This window comes from Aequorivita aurantiaca (assembly GCF_030410135.1).
In the GTDB taxonomy this organism is placed as follows: Bacteria; Bacteroidota; Bacteroidia; order Flavobacteriales; family Flavobacteriaceae; genus Aequorivita; species Aequorivita aurantiaca.
In genome coordinates this window covers 214,930-230,613 of sequence record NZ_JAUGQQ010000003.1, presented here as the reverse complement: position 1 = coordinate 230,613, position 15,684 = coordinate 214,930, and the positions used below count along the sequence as shown (strand labels likewise).

The 15,684-nt window shown below is 39.6% G+C and carries 14 protein-coding genes; 11 read left to right on the top strand and 3 right to left on the bottom strand.

The window, feature by feature from the left end; translation table 11 throughout:
* Positions 1-39: 39 nt before the first annotated feature.
* From QRD02_RS06795 to QRD02_RS06765, 7 genes are all read left to right on the top strand, one after another.
* Positions 40-2,223 carry a TonB-dependent receptor gene (locus QRD02_RS06795; RefSeq protein ID WP_290254179.1) on the top strand — a complete coding sequence of 728 codons (2,184 nt, stop codon included), beginning with the start codon at positions 40-42 and terminating at the stop codon, positions 2,221-2,223.
* Positions 2,224-2,378: 155 nt separating this feature from the next.
* Positions 2,379-3,038, top strand: a complete 660-nt coding sequence (locus QRD02_RS06790; protein ID WP_290254178.1) for a tetratricopeptide repeat protein — start codon at positions 2,379-2,381, stop codon at positions 3,036-3,038.
* A 63-nt stretch (positions 3,039-3,101) separates the two neighbouring features.
* On the top strand, positions 3,102-4,430 hold the full coding sequence (locus QRD02_RS06785) for a 2TM domain-containing protein (protein WP_290254177.1): 1,329 nt from the start codon (positions 3,102-3,104) through the stop codon (positions 4,428-4,430).
* A gap of 98 nt (positions 4,431-4,528) precedes the next feature.
* Positions 4,529-4,837 carry a 2TM domain-containing protein gene (locus QRD02_RS06780; protein ID WP_290254176.1) on the top strand — a complete coding sequence of 103 codons (309 nt, stop codon included), beginning with the start codon at positions 4,529-4,531 and terminating at the stop codon, positions 4,835-4,837.
* A 1-nt stretch (position 4,838) separates the two neighbouring features.
* A complete protein-coding gene (locus QRD02_RS06775) occupies positions 4,839-5,156 on the top strand; it encodes a 2TM domain-containing protein (RefSeq protein WP_290254175.1) in 318 nt (105 codons plus the stop codon).
* A 15-nt stretch (positions 5,157-5,171) separates the two neighbouring features.
* Entirely contained in the window at positions 5,172-5,477 is a 306-nt protein-coding gene (locus tag QRD02_RS06770; RefSeq protein WP_290254174.1) for a 2TM domain-containing protein, read from the top strand.
* A gap of 69 nt (positions 5,478-5,546) precedes the next feature.
* Positions 5,547-6,302, top strand: coding sequence for a LytR/AlgR family response regulator transcription factor (locus tag QRD02_RS06765; RefSeq protein ID WP_290254173.1), 756 nt, complete (start codon positions 5,547-5,549; stop codon positions 6,300-6,302).
* 2 nt (positions 6,303-6,304) lie between these two features.
* Here the strand turns inward: QRD02_RS06765 and QRD02_RS06760 are convergent, their stop codons facing one another.
* Positions 6,305-7,528 (bottom strand): LETM1-related biofilm-associated protein, encoded by a 1,224-nt coding sequence (locus tag QRD02_RS06760; protein WP_290254172.1) that lies wholly within the window; start codon positions 7,526-7,528, stop codon positions 6,305-6,307.
* 144 nt (positions 7,529-7,672) lie between these two features.
* Between QRD02_RS06760 and QRD02_RS06755 the strand changes: the two genes are divergently transcribed.
* The 3 genes from QRD02_RS06755 (at position 7,673) to QRD02_RS06745 (ending at position 10,398) form a co-directional block, all read left to right on the top strand.
* Positions 7,673-8,368, top strand: coding sequence for a DUF4331 family protein (locus QRD02_RS06755; RefSeq protein ID WP_290254171.1), 696 nt, complete (start codon positions 7,673-7,675; stop codon positions 8,366-8,368).
* 26 nt (positions 8,369-8,394) lie between these two features.
* A complete protein-coding gene (locus tag QRD02_RS06750; RefSeq protein ID WP_290254170.1) occupies positions 8,395-9,021 on the top strand; it encodes a DUF4331 family protein in 627 nt (208 codons plus the stop codon).
* Positions 9,022-9,120: 99 nt separating this feature from the next.
* Positions 9,121-10,398, top strand: a complete 1,278-nt coding sequence (locus QRD02_RS06745) for a tetratricopeptide repeat protein (RefSeq protein WP_290254169.1) — start codon at positions 9,121-9,123, stop codon at positions 10,396-10,398.
* Positions 10,399-10,629: 231 nt separating this feature from the next.
* On the opposite strand, the gene QRD02_RS06740 is transcribed toward QRD02_RS06745, so the two are convergent.
* Positions 10,630-11,424, bottom strand: coding sequence for an anti-sigma factor (locus QRD02_RS06740; protein ID WP_290254168.1), 795 nt, complete (start codon positions 11,422-11,424; stop codon positions 10,630-10,632).
* Between the two features lie 6 nt (positions 11,425-11,430).
* Complete coding sequence (locus tag QRD02_RS06735; protein ID WP_290254167.1) at positions 11,431-11,964, bottom strand: RNA polymerase sigma factor; 534 nt, start codon at positions 11,962-11,964, stop codon at positions 11,431-11,433.
* Between the two features lie 207 nt (positions 11,965-12,171).
* On the opposite strand from QRD02_RS06735, the gene QRD02_RS06730 reads away from it, so the two are divergent.
* Positions 12,172-15,621, top strand: a complete 3,450-nt coding sequence (locus tag QRD02_RS06730) for a M36 family metallopeptidase (protein ID WP_290254166.1) — start codon at positions 12,172-12,174, stop codon at positions 15,619-15,621.
* Positions 15,622-15,684: the final 63 nt, after the last annotated feature.

Below are 15,684 nucleotides of genomic sequence, written 5' to 3'. Positions count from 1 at the left end.
ACATTTCATCTTTGACGTAAAATTAATACCAACCAAATCATGAAAAATTCAATCATTTTATTTTTATTCATTTTCTTGCCCCATTTGTTTTTTGCACAAACCATTATTTCGGGAACAGTGACCGATGAAAGAAACGTTCCAATTCCCGGTGCAAATGCTTATATTGAAGGGTCTTACGACGGATCCTCAACAACCGAAAGTGGCATGTTTTCCTTTGAAACCAATGAAACGGGCACTCAAACCCTCACTGTTTCCTATGTTTCTTTTGAGGCTTATAAAATAACGACCTCTGTTTCCGAAATGAAAAATTTACAAATTACCCTGCGGGAAGATGTTAATTCACTGGAAACTGTAACCATTGCTGCCGGTTCCTTCTCGGCGGGAGACAATAGTAAGATTTCGGTTTTAAAACCTTTGGATATCGTAACCACCGCAAATGCCTTGGGCGATTTTGTGGGGGCACTCCAAACCCTTCCCGGCACTACCACAGTGGCCGAGGATGGACGCCTGTTCGTGCGCGGAGGTGATGCCAATGAAACCCAAATTTTTATTGATGGCATTCGTGTTTTTACGCCTTATAGCCCCACCACCGAAAATATTCCGACTCGCGGAAGGTATAGTCCCTTTCTTTTTGACGGGATTACCTTTTCCACTGGTGGATATTCAGCCGAATATGGGCAGGCCCTTTCCTCTGTATTGCTTTTGAATACCATTGATGAACCCGATCAGCAAAAAACCGATGTTTCAATAATGAGCGTTGGTGTGGGCCTCGGCCATACCCAAAAATGGAGTCCAAGCGAGCCAAAAGCCGCGTGGAATAAGGGGAGTTCTTTAAGTTTAAATGTTTCATATATAAATTTGGCGCCATACATAGCCATACTTCCCGATAGAAATAATTGGAAAAGACCTTTTGAAATTGCTTCCGGGGAAGCGGTTTTCCGTCAGAAAATTGGGGATGGCCTTCTTAAAATTTATGGTGCCTTTGATTCAACCAACTTTGCGCTAACGCAGGAAGATATTAATGTTCCGGAAGGGGTTGCGCTTAAATTGAACAACCAAAATTTTTATACGAATGCAAGTTACAGTCAAAAATTAAACCACGGATGGTCCATTTTCGGAGGTGGAAGTTATACCTACGGAAATACGAAAGTTGGAATAGCGGAAGCGAATATTAAGGATTTGGAAAAGTCGGCTCATTTAAAACTGAAGCTAAAAAAGCGTTTCAGCAATCGTTTTAAACTGGATTTTGGTGCCGAACAATTTATAACTGACTTTAATGAATTTTATGATGAACAAAATTTTACCGCAAAAATTGGTTTCAATAATAATATTTCGGCATTATTTTCTGAAGGAGATATTATTTTTACGCGCAAAGTCGCCCTAAAATTAGGTCTTCGCGCGGAATATAGTCAGCTGTTTGATGAGGTTACAGTTTCGCCGCGAATTTCATTTGCATATAAAACTGGCAAAAGCAGCCAAGTGTCCTTGGCATATGGCGATTTCTTCCAACAACCGGAAAATGGCGTTCTAAAATTCACTAATAATTTGGTCGCGGAGCGTTCGCAGCACTATATAATGAATTATCAATACGCCGCAAACAACCGGATTTTTCGTGCGGAAATCTATAGGAAATCATATAGCAACTTGGTAACCTTTACCGAGGAAACACCTAGCGTCAATAGCGTTTTCACCAATGGCGGTGATGGGTATGCCCAAGGTTTGGATGTTTTTTGGCGTGACAATGAAAGCATAAAAAACGTGGATTATTGGGTAAGTTATTCCTTTTTGGACACCGAGCGCAAATACAAAAATTATCCCATTGCGGCAATGCCCGGTTTTGCTAACACGCACAATCTTTCGGTGGTGGGAAAATATTGGATCAATGATTGGAAAAGTCAAATTGGTTTCAGCTATCAATTTGGAAGTGGAAGGTTTTATACCGATCTGAACCGGCCAGGTTTTCTGCAAGAAAAAACCGGAACTTATAACAATGTAAGCTTGAATTGGGCCTATTTACTATCCCAACAAAAGATTCTATATTTTTCAATAAACAATGCTTTCGCCTTTAAAAATGTGAATGGCTATCAATATGCCAATACTCCGGATGCAAGCGGAAACTTTGCACGAAGGGAACTGCTGCCCGCCGCGGATCAATTCTTTTTTGTAGGCTTCTTTTGGACCATCAGCGCCGATGGAAAAGATAACCAACTTGACAATCTATAGAATTCCTGGGAACGTGAAAAGGATTGGAAACTGCCGCAGATTGATATACAATTCAACTTTGAAAATCGACAGTTCGGTATTTCAATTTTTCAGACTCGAGGTTTTTATTTGAATTTTGAAGAATAATTTATTACTAACTTGAAAACACCAAAAACATGCAAAACGTATTTACTTATCTCACAATTTTTTTTACCGCCGTTATTATGCAGGCGCAAACCGACGCAGCAGTGAGTAGCACTGCAGCACCAACAAAATATCAACAGGGAATGCAGAAGGCTTTTCAGCTTTGGCAGGAAGATAAATCCTGGGAGGCCGCAAATGTTTTTGAACGAATAGCCACAGCTGAAACTGACAATTGGTTACCGCCTTACTACGCCGCTCAAATTAATATTATTAACGGCTTTTCGGAAAAAGATGGCGCAAAGTTAAAGGCTCAATTGGACAAAGCGCAAAATTTTATAAATTATGCCACGGCCATTTCAAAAGATAATCCAGATTTGCTGGTTTTGCAGGCCCAATTGTATACGGTTTGGATTGTTTTTGACGGGCAACAATATGGTATGACCTATTCCGCAAAGGCATCAGAACTTTATAATAAAGCTTTGGCGCTGGCTCCTAACAATCCGCGGATGATTTTGGCAAAAGCTGAATGGGATATGGGCGGGGCGAAATATTTCGGCCAGAGTGTCGAGCCATATTGCAAGGACCTTCAACGGGCCATTGAACTTTTCGCTACCTTTAAACCGGAAGGGGAATTTTATCCGCGATATGGTGAGGAGCGTGCCAAACAGATACAGGCAGAAAACTGTAATTAACCATTTTTGTCGAAGCTCAAAACATTTAATTTGTAAGCGTTTTCGGTTCATAAAATATAACATATGCGAATTTTAAAGGATTTCGGAAAAGCATTTTTTGTCGGTACGCTCGTATTCATAATTTTAGTACTTATCCAATATGCCAACGGATACAAATTTGAGAGCGGAACGGAAATATTGATAGCCTTTCTGTACAACCAACTGTATTCCGTAGTGCTTTATATGGTGAATGCATGGTATTTCGGTTTTTTACTTAAGTGGTTTCCCAACCAGGCATTCAGGCCGAAAAATCTGTTGAAGGGAGCTTTTGGTGGAATTTTAATTACGGTTGCCAGTTTATTCTTAATTCGCATTTTCAGTGAAACGATTCTGGGCGATAAAACCGTTTCTGAATTTATTGAAACGGAACAGATTCAGTATTACTATACTTCCTTTATAATTTCGGTGGTAGTTACCGCCATTTTTTATGCGATATATTATTATCGAAACAAACAGGAGAAGCGGGTAACCGAGCAAAAAATAATTGCGGGGACCGCCTCCGCAAAATTTGACGCTCTTAAAAATCAACTTGATCCGCATTTTCTATTCAACAGTTTGAACGTTCTTACAAGTCTGATCGAGGAAAATCCTGAAGCAGCCACGCGCTTTACTACATCCCTTTCAAAAGTGTATCGTTATGTTTTGGAACAAAAAAACAAGGAGCTGGTTACGCTGGAGGAAGAATTGAAATTTGCGGAGCTATATATGTCTCTTTTGGCAGTCCGGTTTGAAAACAGCATTCTTTTTACAAAACCAGATAAATTGCAGAATCCGCAGGCGAAGGTAGTGCCGCTGTCGCTTCAACTTTTATTGGAAAATGCGGTGAAACACAATCAGGTTATGCCTTCAAAAGTACTTCGCATCAATATTGTTGAGGAAAATGGAACTTTGGTGATTACAAACAACGTTCAGCCAAAACAGGTTTTAAAGGAAAGCACGGGCGTTGGGTTGCGCAACATTCGTGAAAGATATGCCCTGTTAACCGAACGACCCATAACCATACAAGAGAACCGAAAGGAGTTTCGCGTAGCAATTCCTATTTTAAATGAAAAAATTAAATTCATGAACACACAGGATACTTTTATTTCAGAGAAAAAATACAAATTGGCCAAAAAAAGGGTGGAAAATCTAAAGGGATTTTACATCCATTTCACCATTTATCTATTGATGGTGCCAGTTTTTATCTATTTAAATTATATTTCGCGGGCAGGATTTCCTTGGGCGCTTTTTCCAATTGTGGGCTGGGGGATTGGCGTTACGAGCCATGCTTCGGAAACTTTTAATTACAATCCATTTTTCGGAAAGGATTGGGAGGAGCGAAAAATTAGGGAAATAATGGATAAGGATGAATAATTTACAATTCATCCGTTGAAAATTACTGTTGGGTAGTTTCTATTTTTATAAAGCATACTGTTCAATTATTTTTATACCGAATATTAAAAGCAAACATTATGGAAACAGAAAACCGGGATAACAAATATTTTAAGGCAAAGCGTCGAGTTGCCGAGATCAAGAAATTCTACAGCAGTTTGATGTTTTATGTCATTTTCATTGCCATGCTGGCCGGAATAAATTATTACACCAATGAATTGCGATATCCTTGGTTCCTGTGGGCCGCCTTCGGTTGGGGAATCGGTATCTTTTTTCAGGCGCTCAAAACATTTCGGTGGACTCCCTTTATCGGTAAAAATTGGGAGGACAGAAAACTAAAACAGTTTATGGAAGAAGAGGAAAAAAACAACAATAAAAATTGGAATTGAGATGGAACAATCAGAAAATCGAAAACTCAGAAAAGCCCGAAAAAGGGTTGAAGCGTTAAAGGGTTTTTATCAGCATTTACTGATTTTTATACTCGTGAACGTTCTAATTTTTATCGTTCGCAGCCGCGTTTTGGAATTCATTCAAAATGATTCGCCAACTAAAAATTTTATGGAATGGGTAGACTGGAACATACTGTTTGTTCCTCTATTTTGGGGAATTGGATTGTTGTTTCACGCAGCCAAGGTTTATCAATTCAAATTTCCTTTCCTAAAAAACTGGGAAGAGCGGCAATTGAATAAATATATGAATGAAGATTAAATGAATAGCAGCAACATGGAAACCAAGAAAAGCCTAAATTATTTAAGAGCAAAGAAAAAAGTGGAAGCCCTTAAGGGATTTTACAGCCACCTGGCAGTTTATATAATTGTCAATACCACAATCATACTCATTTCCGCCAACGTTTTCGACAGTGGAGAAGTTGATTTTGCAGATTGGAGCAACTATGTAACCCCTTTCTTTTGGGGCTTCGGTTTGATCTCCCACGGTCTTTATGTATTTTTTGTGGTGAAGGTGCGGAATAATTTTCTAAAGCAATGGGAAGAGAGAAAAATCAAACAATTTTTAGAGGAAGATCTTTAAATATCTATAACAAATTTAAAATAAAACCTGCAACTGTAACCTAAATAATTTAAACCTGAAACCAAACCAATGAATGTGTTAATTATTGAAGACGAAAAACCTTCTGCCCGTTACCTTCAGCGGATGCTCGAAAAACAGCAGGTTAACGTAAGCCAAATGCTACACAGTGTGGGCGAAGCGATTGAATGGTTTCAAAACAATCCACATCCGGACCTAATTTTTTTGGACATACAACTTAGCGATGGTTTGTCATTTGAAATTTTTGACACGGTTGAGGTGAACAGCGCCATCATTTTCACCACGGCATTTGACGAATACGCGCTGCAGGCCTTTAAGTTGAATAGTATAGATTATTTGCTAAAGCCCATAGATGAAGAGGAATTGCAGGCCGCGGTTAAAAAATACAATACCCTGAAACCTGCCGTAAAGAATGTTCAATTTAATTTTGAGGACATCAAAAAATTGCTGGTCAACCCAATGGAACGAGAATATAAAAAACGCTTTACCACAAAAATTGGCCAACATATAAAAATGATTTCCGTGGATGAGATTGAGTGTTTTTATTCAGAAAATAAAGGTACATATGCCCACACTGCGGAGGGTCGCGACTATCTGTTGGAAACCACTTTGGAACAATTGGAGGATGAATTGTCACCAGAAACATTTTTTAGGATAAGCAGAAAATTTTATATCAATATCAATTCCATAAAGGATATCATATCCTACACCAACTCCCGTTTGCAAATAAAACTGAACAGTTATCGGGAGCAGGAAGTAATAGTTGCCCGAGAACGGGTGAAGGACTTCAAACTTTGGTTGGAATAGCCTTATTTTTTCTTGGTGTCAATTTCAATTCTGTTCTCCTGAAAGGACGATGGCAGAAGTTTTGGAATGAATTTCACCAAAAGGGGCAAAAGGACCGTTCCTCCCGGCAACAAAAATATGGTGAGCGAAGGAATGGTTTTGCAAATATCCAACAGCTGTTCCTTCACTTTTGCCTTTTCCGCAGCAGACAATTCGCGAAGGGTGGAATGTCCCAAAAGCACCATCAACTCGCCACTTTCTTCCAATTCGCGCGCCAATCGATCTTTATTTCGAATTATCAAAAGTTTCACCGTGGCAGCGGAATGTTTGTAAAACTTTTTAACAGGATTGGAATATTCGAAAAGCAGGATTTTGTCGGTATATTTTTTTGAAAAAGTTGACAGATCACTTAAGTTTTTCTGCAGTTCCGATTCCGGCAGATTTAAAGTTACAATCAATTGCTGCAAAAATTGCTGTTCGGAGTCGTCAAGCTTCAAATCTTCCCACACCGTGAGGTAGCACAAATCCAACAAGTATTTTCTTTGCGTTGAATTTGTATCCATATCCAAATAATTTAGGCTTTCCAAAAAAGTGGCCGGCCCACCTTCGCTGCCATCAATTATATATTCCGAGGATGATTCAAAAAATTCAATCAATAATTTATCGTATTTGGATTTTTTCAGCTTTGATTTTAAAGTATAAAAACAGGCCGTGAGGATTATGGTTTCTTGTTGCCTATAAAAATTTTTTACGTTGTCGGCATTTTTTTGCCATTGCTTAAAAGATAAAACATCCAAATAGAGCAGGGCATAGGTAAGGAGCGAAATTGTGTTTTTTTTGAAGAGGGAATTGGCGGTCTGCAATCGGGCGGACAAAATATGCTCTATGGTATTGGATGGGCTTTGCGCAATAGTAAGTTTATGAAAGAAGCCGGTTTTTCCTTTTTCTAGTTGCTTATAGAACAGCAATATATTGTTGATTGCATCCGAGTAAGACCCATTTTCATTGGATTGAAAAAATTGAAAGAGTAACCCGTGGAACAGGTTTATTTTTGTGAATTCTTCTTTTGTAAGCTTTAGGTTGCCCAAAGTTTTTTGAGGCAGGGCGGAAACAGAAATGCCATAAATAAATCCAGTTTTTTTTAATGCTTCGTAGAATTCATGCTCATTTTTGAAAGTGCCAATCAGTTCCTCTTTCGGAAAAAGATTCAGAAATTTTAAAATCCAATCGGGGGCAGAAGGGTTCATCGGGTGTAAATTAAAAAGAATATCGGGCAATTTTAACCTCCGTTCGTTAACAAAAGATTAACGCTGAGTTGGGAACCATCTACTTACATTTAAACATAAGTTGAGCGAGCGAGTAAAATTAATTAATATAAATCAACATAAAAGATGAAAAAATCAAAACTTTTTACAATAATCGGAAGCTTGGGAATTGCCTGCCTTTCGATTTTTTTAATATCTGCAGACCATATGGACGCTCCTGCCGTCACGGGAACTACAGCGGACATTACCGACTTTTATGCCTTTCAAGGGGCCAACAGCAGTAATTTTGTTTTCGCGGCCAACGTTCAAGGCCTTTTGGCACCGGGCACGCCAACTGAACAGGCAACCTTTGATGAAACAATTTTGATTGAATTTAATATTGATCATAATAATGACTTAAAGGAAGATTTAGTAATACAAGCCATAAAACGTGGCGATTCCATGTATTTCTTTGGTCCTTCCGCCCCAGCTTTTAGCGGCACTGAAGGTACAAAAAGCACTATAGCCACCTCCACGCCAAATAGAGTAATGATTTCTACCGTTGATAACGTTCAGATATCTGAAAATAACGGAATGAAGTTTTTCGCAGGCCCTCGCGAAGATCCTTTCTTTTTTGACTTTAATCAATATAATGAAGTTCTTGCAGGAACGGCTTCAGGTTTTGATAACCCGGGGGAGGATACTTTTGCGGGCTCCAATGTGTTGAGCGTGGTTATTGAATTTCCGAAATCCATGCTTCCCAATGGCACAACCGGCGTGAATCCATATGCACCCGCAACTCCCATTTACAATGTGTGGGTTGAAACCAAAAGAAAACAATAGAGATTGCTAACCAAAAAATTTTACAGATGAAATCATTTAAATATATAACCCTTTGCGCCACTCTTGCCACATCACTTTTATTTGTGCAATGTAAGGATGAAGACGATAATGTAATTATAAATGCTACTTGTACAGATGGAATATTGAATGGCGAGGAAACCGGCATTGACTGTGGCGGATCAGCCTGCACACCCTGCGGGGAAGTTCTGGATTTCAGCGGAACTTACATTCAAGAGGACCAAATGGGCCGTCCAGGAATAAATACCATTTTCGGAACTACCGGTTTTAAGGATGCCTTCAATGTAACCGTTCCTTCAGAAATGCAGGCTGCATTCCAAAACAAATTTCAAACAAACCTACTAACCTTGAACCCCGCTTACACCACCAATGCGCTGGGCTTAAATGCTGAAGATTTTACCACAGTTCTATCAAACGATGTACTGTGGTTGGCGCAAAGTGGCGTAACAACCTATCTTAACGGAACAGAAATATTAACGGGAAGAGCTTTGAGTGACGATGTTATTGACGTTTCGTTATTATTGATCTTTGGTGGCCCAGATGGATCTGAAAATCCTGGCTTAACCAGTGATGGAGTGCCCGCCAACGATGCAACATTCGCAACAACCTTTCCCTATCTTGCTGATCCTTTTTAAAATGCAGATTCTACTATGAAAAAGAGAACATTTTGTTCTCTTTTTTGTTTTTGAAGCTTTTTAAAAATGGAAAGCTAAATGCAAACTCTAATTTTAAATATGAAAAATTTAATCACGCTGGCTTTTGTTGCAGTTCTCTATAGTTGTCAAAACACGCCTAAAAATATTACAGATCCCAAGGACTATAATCAATATCTGCTTACAACCCATACACCCACAAAAGATGCGCTTTTGGAGGAGCTTGGTTTTTGGCAGAAAAAATTCAATAATGATTCAACCAAGCTATTGCAAATGCATAAACTATCCAATCTGCGCGCAGCACTTTTTGGAATTACAGGAGAAACTTCCCATTTAATGTCCTCGGAAAAGCTCCTTAAAAAGTGTTGCAATATTGCCGGGCGAAACCACGATGTATATTTAAGAGAATTGGCGCATAACTATATTTCACAACATCGTTTTATGGAAGCACAGACATTATTGGAAACTGCCTACACCTATCCAGACAATCATCGGGAAACAGAAATGATGCTTTTTGATGTAGCGATGGAATTGGGCGAGTATAAAAAGGCAGATACCCTATTAGGAAAAATAAAGGACACAAATGATTTTAATTATTTAATAAGATTGGCGAAATGGAGCGATCATAATAACAATCTTGAAGCAGCAATTAAATATATGGAGCAGGCCATGCATATTGCCGAAAAAAGAAACAATAAAAAACTAAAAGTTTGGGTTTATAGCAATATTGGCGATTATTACGGTCATGCCGGAAGGCTTCAGGATTCTTATAACAATTATATAAAAACGTTGTCCATTGAGCCGGACAATCATTATGTAAAGAAGCAACTAGCGTGGATGCTATATTCTTCAAAAAAAAACACCGAAGAGGCAAATAGAATATTGGATTCCATAATGATAAATTACAAAGCGCCCGAATTTTTTCTTTTAAAAGGAGAGATGGCTGAATTTAATGGCAGCCTTTCCGAGGCAAATTCAGAATATGAAAAGTTTTTAGATGCGGCGGAAAATCCCCAATATGGAGGGATGTTCAACACCTATCTTATAGAATATTACGCAGATCGGCAGCCCAAAAAAGCTCTGGAGCTGGCACATATGGAAGTTGCAAACCGAGCAACCCCTGAAACATACCAATTATTGGCTTATGCGCAGTTAAAGACAGGCAACAAAAAGGCTGCACTTCAAACAATAGAAAAGCACGTAATGGGTAAAACTGTTGAGCCCACGGCACTTTTTCACGCCGCTCTCATTTATAAAGAAAATGAAATGGACGATAGGGTGGCAACTTTAAAAGAAGAATTACGCGACGCTACTTATGAATTAGGCCCCCTTACTTCAAAGGAAATCGAAAAATTATAAATTTTTGAAAACCAAATCAATCATATTTACGTAAATAAATTTGAGGTTGGTTATCTATCAAGTAATTGATAGATTTTACAAAGCCGATTAAATATCGGCTTTTCAGAGTTTTTTTGTTAGTTGAAGCGTCCGTCACATTGTGTCGGACGCTTTTTGTGTTTTTATAACCGAATGGAACCAAAAAAACCCGTCCGCTTTGGTCCGGGTATGGAAAAAATCGATTATTTCCTTCTAAAGAGTTATCATTCCTAAAGTGTATAGTTGGGATAACGTGGGCGTATCGCTACCGCCCTCAGGTTCCAACGTTATGCCAATTGCCTCCGGCATTGGGAAATCCACAAATCTATAAAGATTTTCCGCTGTTTTATTTACGGGGTCAATCAGTCCAACACTAGTGGGGGTGAGCGGTTCCATTTTTAGGGACCATACTTGATATACTTTTCCACGTGGGGGTGTGGGTAAGCCACTAACATCAATATATGCTACATTTTCTTTATTATGAAGATAAACTTTCGCGAAAGCTTCGGGAGCCACCGCTTGATTTCCCGGCAGTGTATAAGTTCGATAATCTCTTGACCTTAAAATTTCCAGAGTTTTATCGTTTTCCGCAAGCTTACTTTCTACTGTGGATTTTTCTTCCTTTAATATTGTATTTTGGGTTGTTGTTACTTGAAGTGCATCATTTAAATCATTTGTCTGCTTTAACATCCACATAATTCCACCCAAAAATAGAATGGCTGCGGCCCATCCCGTAATAGCTGGCCAATTGAGTTTTCTAACCTTACCATTGCCATCGTCGCGCACATTTCGTATAGAATCTAAAATATAGGTCCAAACCATTGCGGACACGGGTGGTGCTACGGTTTCAGCTAAAAGGATGAGCGATTCTTCAATTAGTTCTACTTCACGCTTAACTTCTGGATGTGCAGCAATCGCTTGTTCCACCTCAGTCGCTTCCTCTGGCGACAATGCGCCACAAACGTAAAGTTCCAAATTTCCTGATGCTATGATTTCTTCTGGAGTCATATTTTTTTATCCTAAAACCATTTCCCGCAGTTCGTTTATGCAGGTCCTGTTTCTTGTTTTTATGGTTCCTATGGGCAAATCCAACGTTTTGGATGCCTCGGCTTGAGTAAAACCTTTGAAATATAAAAGATCAATAATTTTGATACACGCCGGTTTTAGTGCTTCCACAAACTTTTTTAACCCTATTGCATTCGTTGCTCTGTTTAGACTGTCTGAGGATGTAAGTATATCTACGAAATTGGTAATGTTAAGGTTTTTTCGTCTATTCTTAAAAGCCTTTGAGCGGGTTTCATCTATGGCGGCATTGCGTGCAATATTCAAAAGCCAGGTGAAAAACCTCCCCTTCTTAACGGAATAAGAAGTGGCATTATTCCAGACTTTCACGAAAACATCCTGCAATAGTTCCTCGGCAGTGTTTTCATCCAACACAATACTGTAAATAATTCCATAAACCGCTTCACTGTACATGGTATACAAATTGGAAAAGGCTTTCTCATCACCGTTTTGCATTGCAATAATTAAATTGTTGGGTTGTTCCATAGAACTTTTTTGTTAGTAAATGTAATGAAATTATTTTCTAACATTATTGAAGTGTTTTTATTCGGCTTGATGGATTATTGAGTAATTCTATGTATATGTTAAATTTCCTTAGGTGTTTTAAGAAAAAGTTGTGAAAAAACTATTTTTTAATAGCTTTACAGAAACTTAATCTGCTTAAAACTAATATTAATCCAAAAAAATCCAAAAATGAAAAAAGTTACCCGGAGTTTTTTCCTGGCAATCATTTTAGTGTTTTCGGGCACTATGATTGCGCAAAACTTTTCAGGAGTCGTCAACAAAGAGTTGAGTCACTATCTGGAACAAAATGAATTATTGCCACAAGATGTGAGTTGGCAAATCACTAGCCAAACGGTTAGTAAAGCTAGTAACATTCAGCACATTTATTTCAGACAGCTGTTGAATGGAATTGAAATTTATGGCACCGAATCCGGCATTCATACATTAGCTACCGGAGAGGTAATTTCCGAAGACAACAAATTTATAAAAAGCACAGCTCAAAAAATGTTTGGCTCTAACCAACCAGGGCTGTCTGCTGCTCAAGCGGTTCAGGCGGCGGCTATGCAGCTTGGCTATTCCATTAATGGTTCTTTATCAGTCATAAATGGTCCAAAGGGATTAGCAAAGGAAACCTTGCTAAACGATGGCGGAATATCTTTGAGCCCCATTCCTGCAAAACTGATGTATGCCCTAACCGAAAATAACCAATTGGTATTATGCTGGGATATTTCCATTCAGGAAAAAAGCCAGCAGGATTGGTGGAGTGTGAGGGTTAATGCAACCACAGGTGAAATTATCAATAAGGCAAACTGGATGGTTAGTTGTGCAGTTCATCACGATCACAGCAATGATGTGCACGCGTTGGATTTTAATGCCAATCTTTTTGATATTCCAAATTATAAAGAAACACTTGAGAACAAACCAGCAGCATGCACTGAATGTTATGAAGTTATTGCATTGCCTTTGGAAAGTCCATACTACGGTGCTCGCACAATTGAGGTACAGCCTGCAGACCCAACTGCCTCCCCTTTTGGATGGCATGATACGAATGGCGCTGCCGGTGCTGAATATACCACAACACGAGGCAACAACGTGAACGCTTATGAGGATGGAAACAATCCAGGTTACCAACCTAATGCCGGTCCAAATCTTGAATTTACGGGCTATCCATTTAGTCAGGTATATACCAATGCAAATCAATATGAGGATGCCGCAATAACCAACCTATTTTATATGAACAATGTTTTCCATGACATTATGTATCAGTATGGTTTTGATGAAATAAGCGGGAACTTTCAAGAGAATAACTATGGAAACGGAGGCGCTGGAAGTGATTCTGTAAATGCGGAAGCACAGGACGGTTCCGGTACTTGTAACGCCAACTTCGGAACCCCACCCGATGGTAGCAACCCGACAATGCAAATGTATATTTGCAATGATAAAGATGGTGATTTTGATAATTTGGTAATTATGCACGAATATGGTCACGGAATTTCAAATAGATTAACCGGCGGTCCCGCAGCATCAAGTTGTTTGCAAAACCAAGAACAAATGGGTGAAGGTTGGAGCGACTTTTTCGGAGTAATACTTACAATTCAAACTGGGGATACTGGTACAGATGCGCGCGCTGTGGGAACATATCTTTTTGGTCAAGGCCAAGGAGGAGGTGGTATTCGTGATTATCCGTATAGTACAGATATGGGCGTGAATCCTCAAACTTATGATTTTATAAAAACGGCCGCCGTACCTCACGGAGTAGGTTCTGTTTGGGCCGAAATCCTGTGGGAAGTAACCTGGGCATTGATTGATGAGCATGGATTTAATCCAGATTTCTACACCTTCACGGGCGATGTAAATCAAGATGCTGGAAACATACAAGCTTTGGCTTTAGTTACCGAAGGTATGAAACTGCAACCTTGTAGCCCCGGTTTTGTTGATGGTCGTGATGCGATTTTTGCTGCGGACCAAGCACTTTACGGAGGTGCTAACGAATGTTTGCTTTGGGATGCCTTTGCAAAAAGAGGATTGGGCTTTAGCGCAAGCCAAGGTTCGTCAAGCAGCAGAAGTGACGGAACACAAGCTTTTGATACACCATCTCAATCCGCGGCTCTTTCCATCTTGGATGAGGTATGTGCAACCGCGGGAGTACAGACTGGATTATCCGGAGGAACTCCAAATGGAGGAACATACAGCGGTCCTGGTGTTACTGATGACGGGAACGGTTCTACCTTTACCTTTGATCCTGCCGCAGCTGGAGTAGGTGTACATACAATTACCTATGACGTGCAGGCAGGGCCATGTTCTGTAGCGTCATCTGCTACAGATACAATTGAGGTATTAGCAGTTCCACCTGGGCCAACAACCACTGGGGCAACAGATTTCTGTGTAGGTGATCCTGTGACCGTAACGGCCACTTTAAATGATCCAAATAATGTTATAAGATGGTTCGATGCACCAACCGGTGGAAATTTCCTTTTTGAAGGAACATCCTATACCTTCACTCCAACCGGAACAATAGATGTGTACGCTCAAGAAAGTGCTCCTGGACCTTTATCGCAGCTTGTAATTTCAGAAATTGGATTGCAAACACCCGATAGATTTGAAATTCAGAATGTTGGTGTGGCTACAGACTATACCGGATACAAGGTTGCAGTTAGTGATACACCCTATTCAAATATCAATACGGTAAACCCGATTGTGAAAACCCTCGGAAACATGACTGCCAACTCGGTAGTTGATTGGAATGATGATGGAGGTGCTGGATATTGGGGTAATAACTTGTTCTGGGATAGTTCCGGAACCGGATGGATTTTGATTATTGACCCAAGTGGAAATGTTGTTGATTCCGTTTTCTGGAATTTCAGCGCTGCAGAAATTTCCGGATTTAATGTTACAGTTTCAGGATTTAATATTACTGCTGCCGATCTTGATTGGAGTGGAATAGGTGCTTCATTTGTTACTGACTGTGGCTCCAATTCATTTAGAAGAGTTGGTGATGCTGATTCCGCTGCCGACTGGTCTGGCATTTGTGAAACCTCCGATTTTGGAACACCTAACAGTGACATTAATTTGGGTTCCTCGGGTTGTCCGGGCGAACGCACACTTACTGAGGTAATAGCTGAAACCGAGAATCCAGTTATCACCTGCCCCGCAAACGTTATTGTTACAGTACCAACGGGTCAACAATTTGCCTTGCCAGATTATACAGGCGATGCATCTGCCACGGACAACTGTAATCCATCACCAGTTATAACGCAGTCACCGGCCGCTGGAACTCTGGTAGGTCCTGGCGTGACAACCATGACGATGACAGCAACAGATGCTGCCGGCAATGAGGACACATGTAACTTTACTGTTACTGTTGAGGAACTAATTGGTATTGGGGAAAATGAATTTGCAAACAACCTATTGTTATTCCCAAATCCAACGAGTGGTGAAATTACACTGAAAAATAACACCTCTGCGCAATTGAGCAATATGATCATTACAGATGTAAAAGGTAGAATAATTAAAAAAATTGACCTTTCACAAGCTGGCATAGAAACCAATTTTTCAATGGATAATCTTGCCACTGGAATGTATTTTGTGAAAATAAATGCCGAAAATACAAGTGTAGTTAAACGAATCGTGAAACTATAATTTATTCATTTTTTAAAGCTTAAGACCCACGTCAATAATTTTGGCGTGGGTTTTTTTAATCAA